The organism is Curtobacterium sp. MCLR17_040 (genome assembly GCF_003234735.1).
GTDB classification, from domain to species: domain Bacteria; phylum Actinomycetota; class Actinomycetes; order Actinomycetales; family Microbacteriaceae; genus Curtobacterium; species Curtobacterium flaccumfaciens.
Window position 1 is genome coordinate 69,768 of sequence record NZ_QKTE01000002.1, and the last position, 24,401, is coordinate 94,168.

22 protein-coding genes and 1 tRNA gene are annotated in these 24,401 nt (G+C 70.2%); 14 read left to right on the top strand and 9 right to left on the bottom strand.

Features of this window, described 5'->3' with window-relative positions; genetic code table 11:
* The first annotated feature begins 93 nt into the window (after window positions 1–93).
* Complete coding sequence (locus DEJ01_RS02310) at window positions 94–1,506, top strand: APC family permease (protein WP_111028824.1); 1,413 nt, start codon at window positions 94–96, stop codon at window positions 1,504–1,506.
* 21 nt (window positions 1,507–1,527) lie between these two features.
* Window positions 1,528–2,892 (top strand): NAD-dependent succinate-semialdehyde dehydrogenase, encoded by a 1,365-nt coding sequence (locus tag DEJ01_RS02315; protein ID WP_111092112.1) that lies wholly within the window; start codon window positions 1,528–1,530, stop codon window positions 2,890–2,892.
* A 337-nt stretch (window positions 2,893–3,229) separates the two neighbouring features.
* On the opposite strand, the gene DEJ01_RS18035 is transcribed toward DEJ01_RS02315, so the two are convergent.
* The 4 genes from DEJ01_RS18035 to gabT all read right to left on the bottom strand — a co-directional run bounded on the left by DEJ01_RS18035 (window position 3,230) and on the right by gabT (window position 7,733).
* Window positions 3,230–3,388, bottom strand: a complete 159-nt coding sequence (locus tag DEJ01_RS18035; RefSeq protein ID WP_155896911.1) for a hypothetical protein — start codon at window positions 3,386–3,388, stop codon at window positions 3,230–3,232.
* A 60-nt stretch (window positions 3,389–3,448) separates the two neighbouring features.
* Window positions 3,449–4,819: an NAD(P)/FAD-dependent oxidoreductase gene (locus DEJ01_RS02320; protein WP_111092113.1), complete on the bottom strand. Its 1,371-nt coding sequence runs from the start codon at window positions 4,817–4,819 to the stop codon at window positions 3,449–3,451.
* Window positions 4,816–6,303 (bottom strand): NAD-dependent succinate-semialdehyde dehydrogenase, encoded by a 1,488-nt coding sequence (locus DEJ01_RS02325; protein WP_111088842.1) that lies wholly within the window; start codon window positions 6,301–6,303, stop codon window positions 4,816–4,818. Before DEJ01_RS02325 ends, DEJ01_RS02320 begins: the two co-directional genes overlap by 4 nt.
* A gap of 68 nt (window positions 6,304–6,371) precedes the next feature.
* Window positions 6,372–7,733 carry a 4-aminobutyrate--2-oxoglutarate transaminase gene (gabT, locus tag DEJ01_RS02330; protein ID WP_111045681.1) on the bottom strand — a complete coding sequence of 454 codons (1,362 nt, stop codon included), beginning with the start codon at window positions 7,731–7,733 and terminating at the stop codon, window positions 6,372–6,374.
* A gap of 92 nt (window positions 7,734–7,825) precedes the next feature.
* On the opposite strand from gabT, the gene DEJ01_RS02335 reads away from it, so the two are divergent.
* On the top strand, window positions 7,826–9,361 hold the full coding sequence (locus tag DEJ01_RS02335) for a PucR family transcriptional regulator (RefSeq protein WP_111092114.1): 1,536 nt from the start codon (window positions 7,826–7,828) through the stop codon (window positions 9,359–9,361).
* Window positions 9,362–9,381: 20 nt separating this feature from the next.
* The gene (locus tag DEJ01_RS02340) at window positions 9,382–9,999 is read left to right on the top strand and encodes a TetR/AcrR family transcriptional regulator (protein WP_111092115.1); all 618 of its coding nucleotides are present in this window, start codon (window positions 9,382–9,384) and stop codon (window positions 9,997–9,999) included.
* Here the strand turns inward: DEJ01_RS02340 and DEJ01_RS02345 are convergent.
* Window positions 9,982–10,683: an NUDIX domain-containing protein gene (locus DEJ01_RS02345; RefSeq protein ID WP_111092249.1), complete on the bottom strand. Its 702-nt coding sequence runs from the start codon at window positions 10,681–10,683 to the stop codon at window positions 9,982–9,984. The two genes, DEJ01_RS02340 and DEJ01_RS02345, sit on opposite strands and share 18 nt — an antisense overlap.
* Window positions 10,684–10,773: 90 nt before the next feature.
* Between DEJ01_RS02345 and DEJ01_RS02350 the strand changes: the two genes are divergently transcribed.
* Entirely contained in the window at window positions 10,774–11,253 is a 480-nt protein-coding gene (locus DEJ01_RS02350) for a hypothetical protein (RefSeq protein ID WP_146247542.1), read from the top strand.
* 86 nt (window positions 11,254–11,339) lie between these two features.
* Here the strand turns inward: DEJ01_RS02350 and DEJ01_RS02355 are convergent.
* Window positions 11,340–11,426, bottom strand: a tRNA-Leu gene (locus DEJ01_RS02355).
* Between the two features lie 86 nt (window positions 11,427–11,512).
* Between DEJ01_RS02355 and DEJ01_RS02360 the strand changes: the two genes are divergently transcribed.
* The 7 genes from DEJ01_RS02360 (at window position 11,513) to pknB (ending at window position 20,698) form a co-directional block, all read left to right on the top strand.
* Window positions 11,513–12,193, top strand: coding sequence for a DUF3662 and FHA domain-containing protein (locus DEJ01_RS02360; protein WP_110863674.1), 681 nt, complete (start codon window positions 11,513–11,515; stop codon window positions 12,191–12,193).
* Window positions 12,190–12,741, top strand: coding sequence for an FHA domain-containing protein (locus tag DEJ01_RS02365; RefSeq protein ID WP_111022491.1), 552 nt, complete (start codon window positions 12,190–12,192; stop codon window positions 12,739–12,741). Before DEJ01_RS02360 ends, DEJ01_RS02365 begins: the two co-directional genes overlap by 4 nt.
* 6 nt (window positions 12,742–12,747) lie before the next feature.
* Window positions 12,748–14,100 (top strand): Stp1/IreP family PP2C-type Ser/Thr phosphatase, encoded by a 1,353-nt coding sequence (locus DEJ01_RS02370; RefSeq protein WP_071404143.1) that lies wholly within the window; start codon window positions 12,748–12,750, stop codon window positions 14,098–14,100.
* A complete protein-coding gene (locus tag DEJ01_RS02375) occupies window positions 14,097–15,542 on the top strand; it encodes an FtsW/RodA/SpoVE family cell cycle protein (RefSeq protein WP_071404142.1) in 1,446 nt (481 codons plus the stop codon). Before DEJ01_RS02370 ends, DEJ01_RS02375 begins: the two co-directional genes overlap by 4 nt.
* Window positions 15,539–16,993 carry a penicillin-binding protein 2 gene (locus tag DEJ01_RS02380; protein WP_071404141.1) on the top strand — a complete coding sequence of 485 codons (1,455 nt, stop codon included), beginning with the start codon at window positions 15,539–15,541 and terminating at the stop codon, window positions 16,991–16,993. The genes DEJ01_RS02375 and DEJ01_RS02380 overlap by 4 nt, the downstream gene beginning before the upstream one ends.
* Window positions 16,990–18,756, top strand: a complete 1,767-nt coding sequence (locus DEJ01_RS02385; protein WP_111092117.1) for a serine/threonine-protein kinase — start codon at window positions 16,990–16,992, stop codon at window positions 18,754–18,756. Before DEJ01_RS02380 ends, DEJ01_RS02385 begins: the two co-directional genes overlap by 4 nt.
* 121 nt (window positions 18,757–18,877) lie before the next feature.
* A complete protein-coding gene (pknB, locus tag DEJ01_RS02390; RefSeq protein ID WP_258375625.1) occupies window positions 18,878–20,698 on the top strand; it encodes a Stk1 family PASTA domain-containing Ser/Thr kinase in 1,821 nt (606 codons plus the stop codon).
* Window positions 20,699–20,968: 270 nt separating this feature from the next.
* Here the strand turns inward: pknB and DEJ01_RS02395 are convergent, their stop codons facing one another.
* On the bottom strand, window positions 20,969–21,613 hold the full coding sequence (locus DEJ01_RS02395; RefSeq protein WP_111022494.1) for an aminodeoxychorismate/anthranilate synthase component II: 645 nt from the start codon (window positions 21,611–21,613) through the stop codon (window positions 20,969–20,971).
* 81 nt (window positions 21,614–21,694) lie between these two features.
* On the opposite strand from DEJ01_RS02395, the gene DEJ01_RS02400 reads away from it, so the two are divergent.
* A complete protein-coding gene (locus tag DEJ01_RS02400) occupies window positions 21,695–21,949 on the top strand; it encodes a cell division protein CrgA (protein ID WP_071404137.1) in 255 nt (84 codons plus the stop codon).
* 349 nt (window positions 21,950–22,298) lie between these two features.
* Here the strand turns inward: DEJ01_RS02400 and DEJ01_RS02405 are convergent, their stop codons facing one another.
* Both DEJ01_RS02405 and DEJ01_RS02410 read right to left on the bottom strand, forming a co-directional pair.
* Window positions 22,299–23,153, bottom strand: a complete 855-nt coding sequence (locus DEJ01_RS02405; protein ID WP_111028834.1) for a rhomboid family intramembrane serine protease — start codon at window positions 23,151–23,153, stop codon at window positions 22,299–22,301.
* Window positions 23,154–23,160: 7 nt separating this feature from the next.
* Window positions 23,161–23,700, bottom strand: coding sequence for a peptidylprolyl isomerase (locus DEJ01_RS02410; RefSeq protein WP_027466924.1), 540 nt, complete (start codon window positions 23,698–23,700; stop codon window positions 23,161–23,163).
* A gap of 115 nt (window positions 23,701–23,815) precedes the next feature.
* Here DEJ01_RS02410 and DEJ01_RS02415 point away from each other — a divergent pair, with 115 nt between their 5' ends.
* Window positions 23,816–24,391 (top strand): hypothetical protein, encoded by a 576-nt coding sequence (locus DEJ01_RS02415; RefSeq protein ID WP_051597033.1) that lies wholly within the window; start codon window positions 23,816–23,818, stop codon window positions 24,389–24,391.
* Window positions 24,392–24,401: the final 10 nt, after the last annotated feature.

Below are 24,401 nucleotides of genomic sequence, written 5' to 3' on the forward strand. Positions count from 1 at the left end.
ACCGCGGCCGGTCCGCCCACTGCCGACCCGTCGGTATGGTGCTCCGAACTGATCCGGGCGACGCTGCCCGGCCCCGAAGAGCAGGGAAGTCACATGGCATCACCGATCGCGGTCACCGCGCCGGCAGCACCGGTGCGCGGCGGGTCGCTGAAGCGGAGCCTCGGGCTCTGGGCGATCGTCGGACTCGGCCTCGGCTACATGACCCCGACGGTCGTGTTCGACACCTTCGGGATCGTCTCCGAGCAGACCGACGGCGCGGTGCCGAGCGCGTACCTCATCGCCCTCGTCATCATGGCGCTCACCGCCATCAGCTACGGGAAGATGGTGCGCGTCTACCCCGCCGCCGGTTCCGCGTACACGTACGTCCGGGAGTCGATGCACCCGAACCTCGGCTTCATGGTGGGCTGGGCGTCACTGCTCGACTACCTGCTGCTGCCCATGGTGAACGCCCTGATCATCCGGCTCTACCTGGAGCAGGTGTTCCCGGGGCTGCCGCCGTGGGTGACCGTCGTCGTGTACACGGTGTTCGTGACGACGGTGATCTGCCTGTCGATGCGCGGCACGTCGAACCTGAACATGGTGCTGCTCATCGGTGCGGTCCTGGCGATGATCGCGTTCGTGGTCTTCACCGTCATCGAGCTCACCCACGGTGCCGGTGCGGGCACGATCGTCAGCGCCGAACCCTTCGTGCACGACGGCGTGACGATGTCGGCCCTGCTCACCGGGGCGACGGTGGTGTGCTTCTCGTTCATCGGCTTCGACGCCGTGACGATGTACACGGAAGAGGCGAAGTCGATCCGCATCATGCCGAAGGCGATCATGCTCACCGTCCTGCTCGGCGGCGCGATCTTCCTGGTCTCCGCCTACTTCGCCCAGCTCCGCTTCCCCACCAACGCACCGTTCGGCGAGTTCACCGACGACCCGCTCCCCCAGATCGGCCTGCTCGTCGGCGGTCCGGTGTTCCAGGCGGTCCTGGTGTCGGCCGGGTTCGTCGCCGCGCTCGCCTCGGGTCTCGCGTCGCACGCCAGTGTCGCCCGCATGCTCATGGTGATGGGCCGGAACAACGTGCTGCCGAAGCGGGTCTTCGGCTACGTGCACCCCCGCACGCACACCCCGGTGTTCAACGTCGTCTTCGTCGGCGCGGTCACCCTGCTGGCGATGAGCTTCTCGCTCGACACGATCGCGGCCTACATCAACTTCGGCGCGCTCATCGCGTTCACCTTCGTCAACGCCACCGTGATCGTGCACTTCGCGATCCGGAACGGACGCCGTCACACGGCGGGCGACCGCTGGCGCTACATCGTGCTGCCGGGGGTCGCGATGCTCCTGACCGGGGTGCTCTGGTCGCAGCTCCATGCCGACGCCCTGATCGCAGGAGGAGTGTGGGCGGCGATCGGGTTCGTCTACCTGCTCGTCATCACCAAGGGCTTCCGGGTCGCACCGAAGGGCTTCGACGAGAACCAGCCCGTCACCGGTGTGAACAAGCAGCTGACCGACCAGGCCTGACCGCCACCACGAGAGGACGCCATGTACGCCGTCACCGACCCCACCACGGGCACGACCCTCGAGACCTACCCGACCATCACGGACGCCGAGCTGCGCGACGCCGTCGCAGCCGCCGACCGCACGCACACCGAGTGGTCACGGACGACGACGGTCGCCGACCGTGCAGCCCTGCTCCACCGGGTCGCGGACCTGTACCGGGAGCGGCACGCCGAGCTCGCCGCCACGATCGTGCGCGAGATGGCGAAGCCGATCGACCAGGCCGAGGGCGAGGTCGACTTCTGCGCCGACATCTACGACTACTACGCGGACCACGCGTCGGAGTTCCTGGCGGACCAGCCAATCACCCTGGCGGACGGGTCCGAGGGGTCCGCGTTCATCCGCAAGGCCTCCATCGGCGTCGTGCTCGGCATCATGCCGTGGAACTTCCCCGCCTACCAGATCGCCCGGTTCGCCGGCCCGAACCTGGTCATCGGCAACACCGTCCTGCTGAAGCACGCACCGCAGTGCCCGGAGTCCGCCCTGGCCATCGAGCGGATCTTCCACGACGCCGGCTTCCCGGCCGGGGCCTACACGAACGTGTTCGCGACGAACGACCAGGTCGCCGAGGTCATCGCCGACCCCCGCGTGCAGGGCGTCTCGCTCACCGGTTCGGCGCGCGCCGGTGCCGCGGTCGCCGAGATCGCCGGCCGGAACCTGACGAAGGTGGTGCTCGAACTGGGCGGCTCGGACCCCTTCATCGTGCTGTCCACCGACGACCTGGACGCCGTCGTCGAGTCTGCCGTCACCACCCGGCTCGAGGGCAACGGCCAGGTCTGCAACGCCCCGAAGCGGTTCCTGGTGGTCGACGGCCTGTACGACGACTTCCTGACGAAGTTCACCGCGGCGATGTCGGCGGTCGCACCGACGGATCCGAGCGTGCCCGGTGCCGAACTCGGTCCGTTGTCGTCCCCGGCCGCAGCCGATCGGCTGCAGGAACAGCTCGCGTCCGCCGTCGCGCAGGGTGCGACGGTGGTCACGGGCGGCGACCGCCAGGGCAACGCCTTCCTGCCGACGATCCTGACCGACGTCACGCCGGACAACGACGCCTACCGCGAGGAGTTCTTCGGCCCCGTCGCCGCCGTGTACCGGGTCGCCGACGAGGACGCGGCGATCGCCCTGGCCAACGACACCCCGTACGGCCTCGGCTCGTACCTGTTCACCACCGACTCCGACCAGGCACTCCGGGTCGCCGACCGGATCGAGGCCGGCATGGTCTACGTGAACATCGTCGGCGCGGACAGCCCGGAGCTGCCGTTCGGTGGCGTCAAGGGCAGCGGCTTCGGCCGCGAGCTCGGCCCCCTGGGGGCCGACGAGTTCGTGAACAAGAAGCTGATCCGCATCGGCTGACCGACGCGGAGACGCCGGCGTCTGCGCGAGACGCCGCCGAACATGGCGGCGTCTCGCCGACGGGACGGCGTCCGATCAAGACGCCGGTGTGTTACGACGGACGGGAGGCGCGGTGCAAGCTGGCACCGCGCCTCCCGTCCGCGCGTCGGTCGCCCCTCCCACGTCGCCACCGGAAGACGCCGTCGTCACGCTTCGACGCCGCGGAACGCGCGAGACGCCGCCGGATCCGGCGGCGTCTCGCTGACGTGGAGGCGTCGAGCGAACACGCCGGCGTCGCACGCCGCCGCGCCGCCGCGCCGCCGCGCCGCCGCACCACCGCGCCGCCGTGCGGTCGCCGCTACTGCTGCGGGTCGGCGGGCTCGCCGCCGGAGTCCGTGTCGCTGTCCTGCTGCGGGTCCTCCGTCGCGTCGCCCGTGGGCGACCCGTCCGGCAGGTCCTCGGTGTACTGCTCCTGGTCCTTGGTGGGGTCGCTGGACCCGTTCGCTGCGTCACTCATGGCCCGGACGGTACGCGCGTGCGCCTGGACAGGCCACCCAGCCGTGACCCACCGAGGCGGTTACCGCGTCGCAGCGTTCTGCGGAACGACCGCCAGGATCTCCTCGGCGACCTCGCGACCGATGCGCACGGCACCGTCGACGTGCTGGTACCCCTGCCCGGCCAGGTCGCTCGACGCGAACCGGATCGGACCGACCGCGGCACGCTGGTCGGCGCCGTAGCGGACGAGCCCGCCCAGGTCGAAGCTCGCCGCGTAGGCGCCGCGCGTCCACTCCTCGGTGCCCCAGTCGCTCTCGTAGTAGACGACCGGCGACAGGGCCTCGTCGCCGTAGTAGTGCGCCAGCGAGGCGAGCACCCGGGCCCGCCGTTCCTCGGTCGACAGCGCGAACAGGTCGTCGGCGTGCTGGTCGGAGACGAACCCGACCAGGGTCCCCTGCTCGGAACCGTGCGAGGTGTTGTCGTACGCCTCGTGCACGACCTCGTACGGGCTGAACGCGGTGCCGGACAGGCCCGCCGCACGCCAGAAGGGACGGTCGTAGACGGCGTGCACCTTGATCACGAAGCCCATCGACAGGTGCTGGTGCAGCTGGTGCTGGCGTCGGGGCAGCGGCGGCTCGTACGAGATCCGCGAGTACAGGGGCGGCGGGACCGCGACGAGGGCCTGTCGGGCGTGCACCTCGATCCCACCGTCGGCGAGCGCGACGACCCCGTCGTCGCTCCACCGCAGCGTCCGGACCGGCGCGTTCAGGTGCACGTCGTCGCCGAGGCGCTCGGCGAGCCGCTCGGACACCTGCTGCATGCCGCCGACGACCCGCTTGTCGAGGATGAAGTCGGCGTCGACCAGGTTGCTGAAGCTCCCGGCGGAGGCCGCCATCAGCAGGGCCTGCAGCGCCGAGAACGCGTGCGCGGGCTTCGTGAGCATCGCGCCGGCGATGAACAGCTCGACGTTGTCGGTCGCGACCCGGTCGGAGCTCAGGTCCTGCAGCCAGGCGCGGAACGAGACCTCGTCGAGGGCGGCCGCGTCCGGCGTCTCCCAGGGGCGCGCCGGGTCGACCTCCGCGACGTACTCGTCGACGACGGCGACGAGCCGTTCGATCTCGTTCGCCGTGGCCTCGGGCAGGGGGAAGATGTCGCCGGTGTACTCGGTCCGGGTGCCGTCGGCGTCGATGTAGACGCTGGAGCCCTCGCGGTACCGGTCGTACGTCTGCAGGCCGAGCTCGTCGAGGGTCTCGAGCAGTGCGGTCTGGTCGGGCGAGACCCACTGCCCGCCGATCTCCAGGGTCACCCCGTCGATGTCGTTCGTCCAGGTGCGGCCCCCCACGCGGTCGCGGGCCTCGAGCACGGCGACCCGCAGGCCGGCGGCCCGCAGGCGATTCGCGGCGGTGAGACCGGCGACACCGGCTCCGATGACGACGACGTCCTTCTCGATCATCGAGCTGCTCCTTGTGCGGTCGTGGTGCTGTCGGTGTGCCGGAACGGGTCCGGGGTGAGCGTGTACATGGTCTCGAGGTACTCGGCGATGCCCTCGCCGCCGCCCTCGCGACCGAGGCCGGACTGCTTCACGCCGCCGAACGGTGCCGAGGCGTTCGACACGACCCCGGTGTTCAGCCCCAGCATGCCGGTCTCGAGCCGCTCCATCAGGCGCTGCCCGCGTGCCGGGTCCTCGGTGAACGCGTAGCCGACCAGACCGTACTCGGTGTCGTTCGCGGCGGCCACGGCCTCGTCCTCGGAGCGGAACGTGCGGATCGCGAGCACCGGCCCGAAGATCTCGTCGTCGAGGATCGCGCTGCCGGGCTGCACGTCGGTCAGGACGGTCGGCGCGTAGAAGGTGCCAGGCCCGTCGACCGGGTGCCCGCCGGTCCGGACCGTCGCCCCGCGCTCGACCGCGTCGGTGACCAGGCGGTGCGCCTTGTCCACGGCGCGGGCGTCGATGAGCGGCCCGATGGCGACGCCGTCCTCGGTCCCCCGGCCGACCCGCATCGCGGCGACCCGTTCGGTGACCCGGCGGGTGAACTCGTCGGCGACGTCCTCGTGCACCAGGAACCGGTTCGCGGCGGTGCAGGCCTGGCCGGTGTTCCGGAACTTCGCGGCGAGCGCGCCCTCCACCGCCAGGTCGAGGTCGGCGTCGGCGAACACCAGGAACGGGGCGTTGCCCCCGAGCTCCATGCTCGTCCGGAGCACGTTCTGCGCCGCCTGGCCGAGCAGCGTCCGTCCGACCGGCGTCGAACCGGTGAACGACAGCTTCCGCAGGCGGGGGTCGGCGATCACGGGCGCGGAGACGTCGGCGGCGTGCGTGGTCGGGACGACGTTGACCACCCCGGCGGGCACGCCGGCCTCGACGAGCAGGTCGGCGAACAGCAGGGTGGTCAGCGGCGTCAGTTCGGCAGGCTTCACGACGACGGTGCAGCCGGCGGCGAGCGCCGGAGCGATCTTGCGGGTCGCCATCGCCAACGGGAAGTTCCACGGCGTGATCAGGAACGCGGGCCCGACGGGCTTGTGCGAGACGGTGGCGCGGCCGGTCCCCTCGGGGTTGGTGCCGTACGAACCACCGATGCGGACCGCTTCCTCCGAGAACCAACGGAGGAACTCGCCGCCGTACGTGACCTCGCCGCGGGCCTCGGCCAGGGGCTTGCCCATCTCCAGCGTCATCAGGAGCGCGAACTCCTCGCGTCGCTCCTGCAGCAGGTCGAACGCGCGGCGCAGCACCTCGGCGCGCTGCCGCGGGGGCGTGGTCGCCCAGCCGTGCCGTGCGGCGACGGCGGCGTCGAGCGCCTTCCGGCCGTCCTCGGGTGAGGCGTCGGCGATGTGCAGGAGTGTTTCGCCGGTCGCAGGGTCGACGACGGCGAAGGTCGCGTCGTCGGCCGCCGGCTGCCAGACACCGTCGACCAGGAGGCCCGTGGGGACGCGGTCGAGCACCGCCTGTTCGGCGGCTGGTCCGGTGGCGTCGGGGACGCTGGGCCAGGCTGTCGTGGGGATGGTCGCGCTCACGACGCGGCCAGCCCGTCGAGGACGACGGTCAGGCCGTCGCGGAGCAGGTCGTCGTCGATCGACAGCGGCGGCAGGAAGCGCACGACGTTGCCGTACGTGCCGGCCGTGAGGGCGATGACGCCGTGCTCGAACGCGTACCGCACCACCCGTCCCGTGAGCCCGGGGTCGGGATCGCCGGTGGCGGGGTCGACGAGCTCCATCGCGACCATGGCACCGCGGCCGCGGACGTCGCCGATGCGGGGGTCGTCGGCCTGGGCGCTGCGCAGGGCGTCGAGCAGGACCGTGCCGATCGCCCCGGCGCGCTCGACGAGTCCGTCGTGCTCGAAGGCGTCGATGGCCGCGAGGGCTGCGGCGCAGGCGATCGGGTTGCCGCCGTAGGTCCCGCCGAGGCCACCGACGTGGGCGGAGTCCATGATCGCCGCACGCCCGGTCACGCCGGACAGCGGGAGTCCGCCGGCCATGCCCTTCGCGGTCGTGACGACGTCGGGCACGATCCCCTCGTGCTCGCTGGCGAACATCGCGCCGGTGCGGGCGAACCCGGTCTGCACCTCGTCGGCGATGAACACGACGCCGTTGGCGGTGGCCCACTCGGACAGCGCGGTGAGGAACCCCGGTGCCGGGACGACGAAGCCGCCCTCGCCCTGGATCGGTTCGATCAGGACCGCGGCGGTGTTCTCGGCGCCGACCTGCTTCTCGATCTGGCTGATCGCACGCTTCGCCGCCTCGGGGCCCGACAGCCCGTCGTGGAACGGGTACGACATCGGGACGCGGTAGACCTCGGGTGCGAACGGCCCGAAGCCGTTCTTGTAGGGCTGGTTCTTCGCGGTCAGCGCCATCGTCAGGTTCGTGCGGCCGTGGTAGGCGTGGTCGAAGACGACGACGGCCTGCCGACCGGTGTGCTTCCGGGCGATCTTGACGGCGTTCTCGACGGCCTCGGCCCCGGAGTTGAACAGCGCCGTCCGCTTCTCGTGGTCGCCGGGGGTCAGACGGTTGAGCGCCTCGGCGACGGCGACGTACCCGTCGTAGGCGGCGATGGTGAAGCACGTGTGCGTGAAGGCCGCGACCTGCTCGGTGACGGCGGCGACCACGCCGGGGTGGGCGTTGCCCACCGACGTCACGGCGATCCCGGACCCGAGGTCGACGAACGAGTTGCCGTCGGCGTCGACCACCACGCCGCCACCGGCCGCGACGACCGCGATGGGCACGGCGACGCCGACCCCGGCCGCGACGGCGCCGGCCTTCCGGGCGAGCAGCTCCTGCGATCGTGGACCCGGGACGGCGGTGACGAGCCGTCGTTCCTGGGGCAGCGACGGGCCGCCGGTGGTCGCTCGGGTCGCGGACGCTGCGGTGGAGGACATGCCGCGATGGTAGGAGCCACCACCGCACACTCGTACTGTCCACGGCGTACATCGACACCCGGGCGGATCGACCCGGTGGATAGGGTGACGGCATGCCCGCAACGCTGCGCTCCCTGCTGCACCGGCGTGAACTCCACCTGCGCCCGCTCACCGACGCGGACGAGCACGCCCTCGATGCCCCGCTGTCCTGGCTGCACAGCTCGGACCTCGAGGACCCGACGCCGTTCCTCGCCGAGGGCCAGGGGCTGCTCACGACCGGCACGCAGTTCGGTGCCGAGGTCGACGTGCGCGACGACGTCGCCGAGGCCTACGTCCGCCGGCTCGTGGACCGCGGTGTCGTGGCGCTCGGGTTCGGCACCGAGGTGGTCCGCGCCGGCACCCCCGACGCCCTGGTCACCGCCTGCACCCGGCACGGACTGCCGCTGTTCGAGGTGCCCTACGAGACCTCCTTCATCGCGGTCGCGCAGGCCAACGCCGAAGCGGTCGCACGGGACGCCAACGCACGCGGTGCCTGGGCCCTCGCCGCGCAGCGGGCCATCTCGCTCGCCGCGATGCGACCGGACGGACTCGGCGCGACCATCGCCGAGCTGTCCCGGCAGCTCGACGGGTGGGTCGGCCTGTTCGACGTCTCCGGGCGGCTCGACCGCGGACACCCCGCCGCCGGGCTGCCCGCCGCCGACCTCGACCTCCTGCGCACCGAGGCGCTGCGGCTGCTGCGCTCCGGGCAGCGGGCGAGCCTGCCGGTCGCCACGGACCGGGGCGTCGGGTACACCCTGCAGACGCTCGGCAGCGGCGGGCACCTGAGCGGCGTGCTCGCGATCGCGAACGGCGGAGCCCTCGACCGGGCCGGACGCGAGGTCGTCACGGCCGTGATCGCCCTGGCCGGCCTCGCCCTGCAGCAGAACCGGGAGCTCGCCCGCGCCCGGGGACTCCTGCGGACCGGACTCCTCACCATGCTGTCCGTCGGCGAACCCGAGGTGGTGCAGGCGACGTCCCGCGAGGTGTGGGGGCCGCTGCCCGCCGAACCCGTCCGGATCGCGGCCGTCGACGTCCCCGACCACGACCTCGACACCGTGGTGGACCTGCTCGAACTGTGGGTGCAGGAGCGTCCGGGGCACCTGTTCTTCGCGGTCGACGACGCCGTGTTCCTCTGCGTGAACGCGGACGACACCGGGATCGTCGGCGAACTCGTCGACCGCTTCGACCTGCGCGCCGGCCTGTCCGACGGTGCCGCGTACCGGTCGTTCGGACGCGCCCGCACCGAGGCCGTGCAAGCACTCGACCGACGCCGTGAAGGACGCCCGGGCACCACCGAGTTCGGCGACCTCGCCCGAGAGGGGGTGCTCGCCCACCTCGCCCACGTCGACGTGGACGCCGGTGCCGTCGCCCGCGCCTTCCTCGCGCCACTGCTCGACCACGACCGCACCGCCGGCACCGAGCTCACGGGCACCGTCCGGACCTGGCTGCAGGAGAACTGCGAGTACGACCGCACCGCACGGGTCCTCGGCATCCACCGGCACACCGCCCGCGCCCGGGTGGAGCACGCCGGTCGGCTCCTCGACCGTGACCTCTCCGTCTTCTCGACCCGGGCCGACCTCTGGGCAGCCTTCGTGGTCGAGGGCGCGTGACGCGCGGATACGGTGGGACGATGCCGTCGACACCGGCCCGCCGGCGCCTGAGCCCGGCCGAACGCGGATCCCAGATCACGGCGGCCGCCGTCGAACTGGCGCGTGCCGAGGGCCTCGCGGCGGTGACGCTCCGCGGGGTCGCCGCCGTGATCGGGGTCGCACCCTCGCTCGTCGCCCACTACCGCCCGAGCATGGAGGACCTGGTCGGCGAGACGTTCCGCACCGTCGCGGACGCCGAGGTCGCCGAGGTCCGCGCGATCGTCGCCGCTGCACCCGACCCCGTCTCCGGCCTCCGCACCCTGCTCGGTTGCATCGCCGATCCCGCCCGCGACGACGTCGCCACCCTGTGGGCGGACGCGTGGAGCATCGGCCGCACGAACGCGGCACTGGCGACCGCGGCACGGGACGTCATGGACGACTGGCAGCTCCTCGCCACCACGGTCGTCGCCGACGGGGTGCGCGCGGATGTGCTGCACACCGACGACCCGGACGGCGTCGGACGCCTGCTCTTCGCGCTCGTCGACGCCATCAACGGGTACGCCCTGGTCGACTACCTCGACCGCCCTACCCGCGAGGGCCTGGTCCGCACGACGATCGCACGAGCGGTGGGCCTGGACGGGTCAGCCCTGTCGGGGTGACCCCCGCCGCAGTGCCACTGACCGCATTGCCACCCACTGCAGCAGCATGATCGTCTTGCCGTCGGCGATCCGACCGTCCGCCACCATCGCGAGCGCCTCGTCGAGCTGCACCTCGAGCACCTCGATGTCCTCACCCTCGTCCTCGATGCCGCCGCCGGCCTCGACTCGGTCGGCCGGGGTGTACGCGCCGAGGTAGAAGTGGACCCGCTCGGTGACCGAACCGGGGCTCATGAACACGTCACCCAGGTGCTCGAGCGCGCCGAGCCGGATGCCGAGCTCCTCGACCGCTTCACGCCGCACCGCGGTCTCGGGGTCGTCCTCGTCGAGCAGTCCCGCCGCGGCCTCGATCAGCATGCCGTCCCGGTGTCCGTTCACGTACGCGGGCCACCGGAACTGCCGCGTGAGCAGGACGGTGCCGCGCTCGGCGTCGTACGGCAGCACCGTCGCGCCGTTCCCGCGGTCGTAGGTCTCGCGCTGCTGCCGGTCCCACCGACCGTCACGGCGCCGGACGTCGAGGGTCGTGCGGCGGAGCACGTGCCAGCCGTTCGACACCACCTCGACGTCCCGCACGACGACGTCGGGGTTGCGGTCGAGGGCACGGCCCACGGCGTCGAGGCCCGTCCGACCACGGTCGTCGGGGACGTCCACTCCGGGACGCTGGACGGTGGTGCGTTCGTCGGTCACCCGGTCACCGTAGCGGGGCACCTCGGCAGGTCTCCGTCCGCTCGGTACGCTCGACGTGCCGCACCAGGGAGCGGCAGAGGGCGGTGCAGCATGACCAGGACGTTCATCCTCCGACGACCGGACCGACCGCAGGTGGTCACCGTGTCCTTCGTGCTGTGGTTGGTGTGGGTGGCAGCCTGCGTCGCCGCCACGGTGCTCCAGTTCTTCGCGACGGACGCGGCGGTCGGCCAGGCGCCGGTCCTCGCCGGGATCGTCGCCCTGGTGCTCTGGGCCCTGGTGACGTGGGCGGTGTTCCGGATGGCCGCGGGCTCCCGCGTCGCGCGCATCGTGCTCGTCGTCGTCGCGGCCTTCCGCGCGCTCCTGAGCGTCACCGGCGGCGAACTCGCGGTCCTGACGATCGCGCTGTCGGTCGTCGCCGCGGTCCTGCTCTTCCTGCCCAGCGCGCGCCCGTTCTTCGCCCCGCAGCAGGCCCGGAGAGCCGACCACGGGTTCGACGGAACCGGCGTGTCGGGGCCGAGCCGTGCCTCCAGGCCGGATGCCGACCACACGACGGACGCCGACCGGGCCTGAGGCCGGACGCGTCGACGGCCGTCCCCGGCCCGCGCCGAGAAACAGGAAAGGCCCCGGATTCCTCCGGGGCCTTTCCTGTTTTCGCCTGGTGCGCGAGGGGGGACTTGAACCCCCACGCCGTTTCCAGCACACGGACCTGAACCGTGCGCGTCTACCAATTCCGCCACTCGCGCCAGCCCCGAAACACTACCACGCACAGACGGGTGTCAACGCCAACCACTACCATGCAGTGGTTGACGACCGACGACACGGGAGACGCATGGGCCTGCTGGACAACTTCGAGCGAGGGTTGGAACGCGCCGTCAACGGCGCGTTCGCGAAGACCTTCCGCTCCGGGGTGCAGCCCGTCGAGATCTCGAGCGCCCTGCGGCGCGAGCTCGACACGAAGGCCGCGGTGGTCTCCCGTGAACGCATCCTCGTGCCGAACGAGTTCACCGTGCGCCTGGCACCGCCCGACTTCACGCGCATGAACGACGTCGGTCGCCCGCTCATCGACGAACTGACCCAGATGGTGCACCAACACGCCGTCGCGCAGAACTACTCGTTCTCCGGCCCGGTCACCATCCGGCTCCAGCAGGACGGCACGCTCTCGACGGGCATCCTGCAGGTCGACTCCACCACCGTGCAGCGCGACGTGGCCTGGATCCCGGTGCTCGACATCGGCTCGCAGCGACACCGACTGCACCGTGGGCGCACGGTGATCGGGCGCGGCAGCGACGCGGACATCACCATCGCGGACACCGGGACGAGCCGGAAGCACGTCGAGGTGCTGTGGGACGGCAAGCACGCCCAGGCCACCGATCTCGGCTCCACGAACGGCTCGAAACTGAACGGTCAGCACTTCCAGCAGGCGATCGTTGAGCCGGACTCCACCATCGAGATCGGTCGTACCCGTATGGTGTTCCGGGTGATCCCGGAGAACGACGGAGGTGCTCGATGACCACAGGCCTGACCCTGCTCGTCCTGCGCTTCGCGTTCCTCGCCGTGCTCTGGCTGTTCGTCTTCGTGATCGTGTTCGCCCTGCGCAGCGATCTCTTCGGCCAGCGCGTCCGCACGATCCCGACCGATCCCAAGTCGGCGCCATCCGGGCCCAGCACCCCCACCGTCCCCGCTGCGGCGGCCCCCGGGCCCGCCTCGAGCGGTGCCTTCACCGACGTGATCGGTCAGCCGGGTGGTGGGCAGCGGCCCGCCTCGCCGGCCGCGGCCCGACTCGTCATCACCGAGGGTGCGCGCGAGGGCATGGAGATGCCGCTGGGTGGCGGCCCCATCACGATCGGGCGTTCGAGCGAGTCGAACGTCGTGATCCGTGACGACTACACCTCGACCAACCACGCCCGCCTCGACCTCCGCGCCGACGGCTGGCTCCTCACCGACCTCGAGTCCACGAACGGCACCTTCGTCAACGGTCAGAAGGTGAGCGCTCCCGTCCTCGTGGCAGAGGGCACGCCCATCACGATCGGGACGACGACGTTCGAGCTGCGGCGGTAACCCGGCATGACCGCTCGCACGCTGAGCGCCGCTGTGTCCCACGTGGGGCGCATCCGCGCGAACAACCAGGACTCCGGCTACGCCGGGGCGCACCTGTTCGCGGTGGCGGACGGCATGGGCGGCCACGCCGGCGGTGACGTCGCCTCGGCGATCGCGATCCGACGCATCCGCGAGGTCGACCGCGAGTTCCCGTCGGCGCACGACGCCGAGTTCGCGCTGCAGTCGGCGCTCATCGCGGCGAACCAGCTGATCACCGAGACCGTGTTCGAGCACCAGGAGCTCACCGGCATGGGCACCACGGTGTCCGCGATGATCCGCGTCGGCGAGCAGATCGCGATTGCGCACATCGGCGACTCCCGCATCTACCGTCACCGCGACGGCGAGCTGCAGCAGATCACGTCCGACCACACCTTCGTCCAGCGGCTGGTCGACAGCGGCCGGATCACGCCGGAGGAAGCCGCGGTCCACCCGCGTCGCTCCGTGCTGATGCGCGTTCTGGGTGACGTCGATGCGGCACCCGAGGTCGACACGGCCATCATGGACATCCAGCCGGGCGACCGCTGGCTGCTCTGTTCCGACGGCCTGTCCTCGTACCTGGCCGAAGAGCGCATCCGCCACGCCCTGGCCTCGAACATGGACGCCAACCAGGTCACGCAGCGCCTGGTGAAGGAGACGCTCGACCACGGCGCCCCCGACAACGTCACCGTCGTGGTGATGGACGTCACGGACACCGAACCCGAGGACGACGACGACGCGGCCACCACGGTCGGTTCCGCCGCGGCACCGCTCACCTTCGAGGCGTCGACCGGCCGCAAGCCGATCCGCCTCCCCACGATCCTGCTGCACCCGCTCAAGGTCACCACCGCCCCCGAGGACTCGCACTTCGAACCCGAGTCCGACCAGTTCTTCGCCGAGCTCATCGCCGAGGACCGCCGACGCCGCATCCGTCGTCGGGTGTCCTGGACCGTCGCGCTCGTGGTCGCCGTCGCCGTGCTCGTCGGCGCGGTGTTCGTCGGCTGGCGGATCACGCAGGACCACTACTACGTCGGTACCGACCGGGGCACCGTCGCGATCTACAAGGGCGTGCAGCAGTCGATCGGGCCGTTGGCCCTGTCGGACGTGTACGAGGACAGCGACATCACGGTCTCGTCGCTGCCGGACTACACCCGCGAGAACGTCCGCTCCACGATCAACGCGCAGTCGCTCTCCGACGCACGGGACATCGTCGAGCGCCTGCGCAAGGCCGCCGCGACCGGTGAGGACCAGGCCGGCACCGGTGGGGACGGTGACGCCAGCTCGTCCCCGTCGCCCTCGCCGACCCGATCGCCGTCGCCGAGCCCCACGCGGAGCCCGCGATGAGCAACGCCACGGCCGCCCAGTCCTTCACCCAGGCGATCACGATCAAGCTCCGGGAGCCCGCCCGCGCGCGGAACCTCGAGCTCTTCCTGCTCGTCATCGCGTGCGGCATCTGCGCGGGTGCGATGGTGCTCGTGCAGCTCGGCACCAAGGGCCGGCTGTTCGACCAGTCGGTGCTCTGGGTCGGCGGCGGCATCCTCGGCCTCGCGCTGGTCATGCACGTGGTGCTGCGGGTCGTGGCCAAGAACGCCGACCCGTTCATCCTGCCGATCGCGCTCGTCCTGAACGGCATCGGCATCGCCGAGATCTACCGCATCGACGTCCACAACGGCCTGTCCGGCTGGGACGCCATCGGCGTGAAGCAGATCGTCTGGACGATGCTCGCGATGGTCCTGGCGATCATCACGCTCGTCGCCGTCCGCAACCACCGCTTCCTGCAGCGGTACCGGTACATCTTCATGGCGCTGACGATCGTCCTGCTGCTCCTGCCGATGCTGCCGGGGATCGGCACGAACATCGGTGGCGCGCGGGTCTGGATCAAGATCGGCCCGTTCTCGTTCCAGCCCGGCGAGCTCGCGAAGATCACCATGGCGCTGTTCTTCGCCGGGTACCTCGTCACCGCCCGCGACTCGCTGTCGATCGTCGGCAAGAAGTTCCTCGGCATGACGTTCCCGCGTGCCCGTGACCTCGGGCCGATCCTGGTCATGTGGGGCGCCGCGATGGCCGTCCTGGTGTTCCAGCGCGACCTCGGCACCGCCCTGCTCTACTTCGGCCTGTTCCTCGTGATGATCTACGTGGCCACGGCGCGCATCAGCTGGGTCGCGATCGGTCTCACGCTGTTCATCGGTGGTGCCCTCGTCGCGCAGAGCGTCCTGGAGTACGTCCGCGGTCGCTTCGAACAGTGGCTCGACCCGTTCAACCAAGAGGTCTTCAGCCGCGACACCCAGGCGAGCTACCAGCTGGTGCAGGGCCTGTTCGGCTTCGCGAACGGCGGGATCACCGGCACGGGGCTCGGGCAGGGACGGCCGTACATCACACCGGTCGCCAACGCCGACTACATCGTCGCGTCGCTCGGTGAAGAGCTCGGCCTGATCGGCGTCTTCGCGATCCTCGCCCTCTTCATCGTGTTCGCCTCGCGTGGCATCCGCGTCGGGTTCATGGCGCAGGACGACTTCGGCAAGCTGCTCGGCGTCGGCTTCGGCTTCATCATCGCCCTGCAGGTGTTCGTCGTCGTCGGTGGCATCACCCGGATCATCCCGGTGACCGGTCTGACGACGCCGTTCATGGCCGCCGGTGGTTCCTCGCTCATCGCCAACTGGATCATCGCCGCGATGCTGCTGCGACTCACCGATTCCATCCCAGCCGAACAACGCGTCCAGCAGGGCGCAATCCCCGCCGCGAGCGGGCGGTCTGCGCGCGCGACCAGGAAGGAGCGTCGTCGATGAACCGACAGCTCCGCGGTGTCTCGACCGTCATCGTGCTCATGTTCGTCGCACTCTTCGTGTCGACGACGTCGATCCAGTTCTTCGCGGCCGACTCGTTGCGCGCCGACTCCCGGAACTCCCGAACCATCTTGGACAGTTACTCCACCAAGCGCGGCGCGATCCTCGTCGACGGCAGCCCGATCGCCGAGTCGACCCCGGTGGACGACCAGTACGAGTACCAGCGCAAGTACACGAACGGTGACCTGTACTCCGCGGTCACCGGGTACTTCACGATCGGGCAGGGCAACACCGGCATCGAGAGCGCGGAGAACACCGTCCTCTCGGGCAACTCGGACGCCTCGTTCTTCCAGAACCTCAACTCGATCCTCACCGGCCAGGACGTCCAGGGCGACAACGTCAACCTGACCATCGACCCGGACGTGCAGCAGGCCGCGTACGACGCGCTCGGCACCAACAGCGGCGCCGTCGTCGCGATCCAGCCGAAGACCGGCAAGATCCTCGCGATGGTGTCGAAGCCGAGCTACGACCCGAACTCGCTCACCTCGCACGACACGGCCGAGGTCAAGCGGCAGTACGACGCGCTGCTCGGGGCCGACACCGCTCCGCTGCAGAACCGTGCCATCGGCGGCGACCTGTACACCCCCGGATCGGTGTTCAAGCTCGTGGTGGCCTCGGCGGCACTCGAGGGCGGCAAGTACAACCTCGACTCCACGTTCCCGAACCCGTCGCGACTGCAGCTGCCGGGCACGAGCTCGTACATCAACAACGCCGAGGGCGGCACCTGCGGCGGCGGCGACAAGGTCAAGCTGCGCACGGCCATCCAGTACTCGTGCAACATCCCCTTCGCCGAACTCGGCCAGAAGCTCGGGTACGACGCGATCAAGAGCATGGCCGACAAGTACGGCTTCGGCGACGCGATCGAGATCCCGATGGCGGCGACCGCCAGCCAGTACCCCGACGTCGACTCGACGGCCCAGCTCATGCTGAGCGCCTTCGGCCAGGCGAGCGTCCGGGTCTCCCCGCTGCAGATGGCGATGGTGTCGGCCGGGATCGCGAACGGCGGCAAGGTCATGCAGCCCTCACTCGTCGACTCGATCACCACGAGCGACCTGAAGACGGTCGAGTCCTTCTCCCCGAAGCAGTACAGTGATCCGCTGTCGTCCTCCGAGTCCGCTGACCTCACCGAGGCCATGCAGAGCGTCGTGAGCGCGGGGACCGGTACCAATGCCAAGATCGACGGTGTCGACGTCGCCGGCAAGACCGGCACGGCCGAAGGTGGCACCGGCGATCCCTACACGCTCTGGTTCACGGGGTTCGCCCCCGCCAAGGACCCGGAGGTGGCCGTCGCGGTCGTCGTCGGCAACGGCGGCGGGCTCGGGCAGTCCGGAGTCGGCAACACGGTCGCGGCCCCGGTCGCGAAGAAAGTCATGGAGGCGGTGCTGAACAAATGAGACCCACCAGCGGACTCACCTTCGGTGGGCGGTACCAGCTCTCCTCCCGGGTCGCCATCGGCGGCATGGGCGAGGTGTGGCAGGCGACCGACCTCGTCATCGGCCGAACCGTCGCACTCAAGATCCTCAAGGACGAGTACCTCGGTGACCCCGGCTTCCTCGAGCGCTTCCGCGCCGAGGCCCGGCACGCCGCCCTCGTCAACCACGAGGGCATCGCCAACGTCTTCGACTACGGCGAGGAGGACGGCAGCGCCTACCTCGTGATGGAGCTCGTCCCCGGCGAAGCCCTGTCGACCATGATCGAGCGCGAGCACACGCTCCCGGTCGACAAGGTGCTCGACATCGTCGCGCAGACCGCGAACGCCCTGCAGGCCGCACACGCGGTCGGCCTGGTGCACCGCGACATCAAGCCCGGCAACCTGCTCATCACGCCCGACGGCCGCGTCAAGATCACCGACTTCGGCATCGCCCGCATCGCCGACCAGGTCCCGCTCACCGCGACCGGTCAGGTGATGGGCACGGTGCAGTACCTGTCGCCCGAGCAGGCGAGCGGCCACCCCGCCTCGCCGTCGACCGACATCTACTCGCTCGGCATCGTCGCGTACGAGGCCCTGGCGGGTCGTCGTCCGTTCACCGGTGAGTCGCAGGTCGCGATCGCGATGGCGCACATCAACGAGCAGCCGCCGCCGCTGCCCGGGGACATCCCCGAGCCCGTCTCGGCCCTGGTCATCTCGTGCATCGCGAAGAAGCCGGCCGACCGTCCCGCGACGGCCGCGAACCTCGCACGCGCCGCACAGGCGCTCCGTCGTGGTGACGTCGCCGCGGCCACCGTGGCCGTCCCCGCGATCGCGCAGAACGGCACCGTCGCGTTCAACCCGCCCCAGGGCCAGGGGAACGACGCCGCGACCGCACTCCTCGGTACCCAGTCCGGAGCGATGGCCGGCGGACCGGGCACCCCCCGCTCGCCCGTCTCCGACGAGCCCGAGGAACCGAAGAAGAAGCGCGCCTGGATCTGGTGGGTCGTCGGCATCATCGTCGTGCTCGCCATCGCCGCCGGTGCCGCGTACGCCCTGAACGCGAACAACGCCCCGGAACCCGAGCCCACGAAGTCCTCGAGCACGCCGAAGGCGACCCGCACGCCCACGCAGACCCCGTCCCCCGAACCGACCGAGACCCGCGTCACGGTCTCGGCGGCGGACTACCAGGGGCAGAACGCGGAGCAGGTCGCGAACCAGCTCCGTGCCCGAGGCCTGCAGGCCGAGGTCGTCGCCGGGTCGAACGCGACGTCGTCCGACCAGGTCGGCACCGTCGAGTCGCTCAGCCCCGAGGGCAGCCTGGCCCCCGGCACCCTCGTCACCGTCAAGGCGTTCGGCGACGTGCTGACCGCAGCGGCGCCCGAGCGTGCCACCGGCGGGACCGTCAGCGAGTCCGGTCGCGTGACCTTCAGCTGGCCCGCGTACACGAGCTGCCCCGCCGGGTACTCGGACGTCAGCTACACGTACACGATCGACAACGGCACCGTCCCCTCGAACGGCAGCAGCTCCGGCTCCACCTCCGGTACCGCGGTGACCGTCGCCGGCGCCCAGTACGGCAAGGTGACCCTGTCGTACAAGGTGACCTGCAAGTCTCCGCAGTCCGATTCCTCGGTGGTCTCCGCGTCCTCGCCGGGCGCCCAGGTCGAGTGGACCGAGCCCACGGACCAGGAGACGACCAACCCGGACGACGGGATCAACCCGACCGAGACCCCGCAAGACGACCTGTGAACGACCCCCGGACGGGGACTGTCGACACCGTTCGGTAACGGTTCGGTCGACCCCTCCCTGACCAGCGTCTCACCAGGTGGTGCTGCCGTACACTAGCCCGGACGAACAGACGGAGGAGTACGTGCCAGAAGGTGTGACCGCGGGGATCACGCTCCTCGCCAATCGCTACGAGATCGGTGACGTCATCGGTCGGGGCGGCATGGCGACCGTGCACCTCGGCAACGACACCCGCCTCGGCCGCAAGGTCGCGGTGAAGCTCCTCAAGCCGAGCCTCGCCAACGACCCGGCCTTCCGCACGCGGTTCCGGCAGGAAGCCCAGGCCGCTGCACGCATGGCGCACCCCACCGTCGTCCGCGTGTACGACGCCGGCGAAGAGACGGTTTCCGAGCCGTCGGGCGCCGAGGTGCAGGTCCCCTTCATCGTCATGGAGTACGTCGAGGGCCGTCCGCTCTCCGACATCATCGCGGAGGGCGCCGTCGCCCCGGACGAAGCCGTGCGCATCACCGAGGGCATCCTCACCGCGCTCGAGTACTCGCACCGTGCGGGCGTTGTCCACCGCGACATCAAGCCCGCCAACGTCATGGTCACCCACACCGGCCAGGTCAAGGTCATGGACTTCGGCATCGCCCGGGCCATCACCGACACCTCGGCGACGGTCGCGCAGACCACGTCGATCCTCGGCACCGCCTCGTACTTCTCACCGGAGCAGGCCCGCGGCGAGACCGTCGACGCCCGCACCGACCTCTACTCCACCGGCGTCGTGCTCTTCGAGCTCCTCACCGGTCGCGCTCCGTTCCTCGGGGACACCCCGGTGGCGGTCGCGTACCAGCACGTCAGCGAGCAGCCGGTCGCACCGTCGACGATCTCGCCCGACGTGTCACCGGCCCTCGACGCCGTGACTCTCCACGCCCTGGTCAAGGACCGCACGCGCCGGTTCCAGAACGCGGCCGAGTTCCGCTCGGACCTGCAGCAGGCCGCAGCCGGCCGGGTGCCCGCGTCGACGAAGAAGCAGCAGCAGAACGCGGCGAACGACGCCTCGACCGTGCTCTTCGGCGTCGACCCCCGCACGACGACCAACGCCGCATCGGCGTTCCGCGAACTCGACGACGACACCGCCGAGCACCGACCGCAGCGCACGCAGAACCGTCCTCCGGTCGCGTGGATCTGGGTCGGCATCCTGCTCACCGTCGCGGTCATCGTCGCCGTGGTGTTCTTCGTCGCCAACCTGCAGCCGGGCAAGCCGCCGGTGTCTTCCTCGGTCAGCGTGCCCAACGTGGCGGGGTCGACCTACAGCGCCGCGGCCAGCGCCCTCGACAAGAAGGACCTCAAGCCCGTCAAGGTCGAGGAGAACTCCGACAGCGTCGACAAGGGCACGGTCATCCGGACGGACCCGGGCTCCGGCGTGAACGTCGGTCGCAACCAGAACGTCAACGTCGTGGTCTCCCTCGGGCCGGAACGCGTCCCCGTGCCCGAGCTCAACGGGCAGTCGCAAGCGGCTGCGCAACAGTCCCTCGACGACGCCGGATTCCGTCTCGGCGCGATCTCGAGCGACTACTCGGCCGACGTCCCCGAGGGCACCGTGCTGAGCTCCGACCCCGAGTCGGGTTCCCTGCACACCAAGGGCATCGTGATCAACCTCACGATCTCCAACGGCAAGGTGCAGCTGCCCGACGTCACGCAGCAGCAGTACTCGGCGGCGAAGGCCACCGTCGAGCAGCTCGGGCTCACCGTGAACCCGGCGCCGTCCTACTCGTGCACCGGCGGACTCGTGACCCAGCAGGACACCCCTGCCGGAGACGTCGCCCAGGGCAGCACTGTCACGCTCACCTACTGCGCACGAGCTGCGGCGCCGCCGAAGGCACCCTCGTCCAGCAACAACAACGACAGCGGCGACAGCGGGAAGAACGATCGCGGCGACGACCAGGGTGACGACGGCCGCTGAGCCGACCGTCTCGTGACGCGACCGTCCTGACGGACGGGTGACGGGCCTCCAGTCCGTCCTCCGTGCCCACAGGCACGCCTGCTCGTCGCCTCCGCTCCTGACGGCCTGGAGGCACGGTGCCCGCCCGCAACCGACCGCACGTCACGCAGACGGTTCGGTCCAGTGCCGGAAGACGCCGTCGTGTCGGCACGACGCCCCGGAACGCACGAGACGCCGCCGGATCCGGCGGCGTCTCGATGACACGACGGCGTCTGCCGCCGCGGGAGTTCGTCAGGCGCGGTGCGTCGCGATGAGCGGCCCGAGGTCGGCGGCGCGTTCGGCGGCTCCCGACAGCCCGGTGGTCTCGAGCCAGTTGCCGACCATGCGGTACCCACCCTCGGTCAGGACCGACTCGGGGTGGAACTGCACGCCGAACACGGGGTGCGCGCGGTGCTGGACGCCCATGATGACCCCGCCCTCGGTCCGCGCGGTCACGGTGAGCTCGTCGGGGACGGTGCCGTCGACGATCGCGAGCGAGTGGTACCGCGTGGCCGTGAAGGGGTGCGGGACGCCGGCGAAGAGCGCGCTGTCGTCGTGGTCGACCTCGGAGGTCTTGCCGTGCATGAGCTCCTCGGCGTGCGTGACCGTGGCGCCGAGCGCCTCCGCGATGGCCTGGTGCCCCAGGCAGACACCGAGCAGCGGGGTCTCGGCGGCGATGGCCGCGTGCACCGTGGGGATCGAGACGCCGGCAGCCGCCGGTGTTCCCGGACCGGGCGACAGGAGCACGCCGTCGTACTCGGCGATGCGGTCGGCGATCTCGGACTCGGGGAAGGCATCGTTGCGCACGACGTCGGTCTCAGCGCCGAGCTGCTGCACGTACCCGTTGAGCGTGTAGACGAAGCTGTCGTAGTTGTCGACGACGAGGATCCTGGTCATGGCGGTTCACCGTACTCGTGGGGGATGTGTGCGGCGGTCCGCGGGCCGATCCACACACGTGGTCACGGTAGGATACCGGCCATGGCCAAGGACAAGGACCGCACCAAGCCCGCCCGGACGACCCGAGCTGACTCGGTCGACACCGCGGGGGACGCCCCCAACCCGGTGTGGTTCAAGCCGGTCATGTTCGGCTTCATGCTCATCGGTCTGGTGTGGGTGATCGTCTTCTACATCTCGAACGCCACGCTGCCGGTTCCGAGCCTCGGCTCGTGGAACATCGTCGTCGGCTTCGGCATCATGTTCGTCGGCTTCCTCATGACCACCCGGTGGCGCTGACCCCCAGCCCACTGTTCTCCCGACGCCCGTCGCACCGCAAGGTGCGGCGGGCGTCGTCGTTCTCCACAAGCTCGAGCGCTCCGGGAACGCACATCCTCGAGGATCCCGCCGTTCTCCACACTTTTCCCCACTCTCCACACCGTCATCCACACCCCGACCCCGGAGTTATCCACAACCGATTCCACAGTGGGGATAATCACACTGGTGTAACTCACCGACTTCTCCACACCTGTGGATAACTCCCAGTGCTGCTGTGGACAGCTGTGGATGAGCAGGACGCGGGCAGCCCTGGGAACGACGAACGCCCCGCCGCAGTGCGACGGGGCGTTCGGGGAGCGTTGTGGCGGTGTCAGCCGATCGTGACCGCGTACCCCACAGCGGTGAGCGCGATGCCGAGCACCGCCGCGCCGATGATCAGCGCGATCTGCAGCGGACGCTTCCGGATGTTGCGCGTCTGTGCGAAGACGAAGCCCATCAGGAAGCCGCCGATGATCCCGCCCACGTGCGCCTGCCACGAGATGTTGACGCCGGGCAGGAACCCGATGACCAGGTTCAGTCCCATGAGCACGAGGAGCTGCACCGCGTTGTTCCCCAGGCTGCGCTGCAGCACGAAGAACGCGGCGAACAGCCCGAAGATGGCACCCGAAGCGCCCAGCACGGTCGTCCCCGGCGCCAGGAAGGTGACGAGCATGGACCCGAAGATCCCCGTGATGAAGTACAGCGCCACGAACCGCCAGGTGCCGAGCATGTTCTCGAGCATCCGACCGAAGATCCAGAGCGCCCACATGTTGAACAGGATGTGGAAGATGCCCGAGTGCACGAACAGCGAGGTCACCACACGCCAGGGCTGCGTCGGCAGCAGGAACGAGTTGTAGGCGAGCAAGCTCGTGAAGAACCGCCCGCTGACCTGGTCGAGCAACCAGATCGCCACCGTGATCGCCACGATGACGGTCGTGCCCTTCTGGTCGAGCATGGCGAAGCGCCGCCGAGCGACCGTGAACCCGCTGGGGGCTCCGGACGCTCGGCGGTTCGCTGCGAACTGTGCGCGCTGTTCACGCACGCACTCCGGGCAGTGCACCCCGACTGCCGCCGGCGTCTGGCACTCCGGGCAGATCGTCCGCCCACAGCGCTGGCAGAGCACGAAGCTCTGCCGGTCCGGATGCCGGTAGCAGGTGTTGTTCGGGTTGTACGCCTGGTCGGTCACGTGCTGGTCAGACGCCTTCGACGTCGATGCTCTGGATGACGACGTCCTCGACGGGCTTGTCACGACCGTCGGTCGGGACGCCCTCGATCGCGTCGACGACCGCGCGGGACTCGTCGTCGGCGACCTCACCGAAGATGGTGTGCTTGCCCTGCAGCCACGGCGTCGCCACCGTGGTGATGAAGAACTGCGAGCCGTTGGTGCCGCGGCCGCCCTGGATGCCGGCGTTCGCCATGGCGAAGATGTAGGGGTTCTGGAACGTGAGCTCCGGGGAGATCTCGTCGTCGAATCGGTACCCGGGGCCACCGATGCCCTGGCCGAGCGGGTCGCCGCCCTGGATCATGAAGTCCTTGATGATGCGGTGGAAGATCACGCCGTCGTAGAGCTTGTCGGTCGAGACCTTGCCCGTGCCGGGGTGGGTCCACTCCTGCTGGCCCGTGGCGAGGTCGACGAAGTTCTTGACGGTCTTCGGTGCGTGGTTGCCGAACAGGTTGACGCGGATGTCGCCCTTGTTGGTGTGGATCGTTGCGACAGCGGTGTGCAGAGACATGTTCCGATTCTCGCATGTACTCCTGACCGCGGACGGATTGCACAGCTGCGGTTCCGTGACCTGTCAGGCAGTGTGGTGGCAGGATGGGGTCACGCCGATCCGATGGAGGTACCAGATGACGACGATCGAGATCCCGCGAAAGCGTCGGAAGCAGATCAAGAAGCTCAAGGGCCAGACCGCCTCGCTCCTCGGCGAGCAGCGCAAGGTCCTCGAGCACGCGAACGCGATCCTGGCTGAGGCCCGGTCGAACGCCGCGGACGCAGCTCGCAAGGACATCGCACCCCGCGTGCAGAACGCGATCGACAACGGGATCCGTCCCGCGTTCGCCACCGGCGTGCACGCTGCCACCTCGGCAGCGCAGAGCGCTTCGCACAAGTTCCAGTCCGAGGTGGTCCCCGGACTCGTCTCGACCGCTGGCTCGGTGCTGAGCGTGACCGACCTCGCGAAGGACCCCCGGGTCAAGAAGATCGTGAAGAACGCGCAGAAGAAGAGCAAGAGCGCGAAGAAGGCTGCCGCGAAGTACGTCCCGTCGCAGCAGAAGAAGGGTCTCGGCTTCGGCGGAGTCGCACTCATCATCGTCGGCGTCGTCGCCGTCGCCGGTGCTGCGTACGCCGCGTACCAGACGCTCCGCGCCGACGACGACCTCTGGGTCGCCGACGACGCTGACACGGCGGAGAAGCCCGCCGCCTGACCTCCCGGTT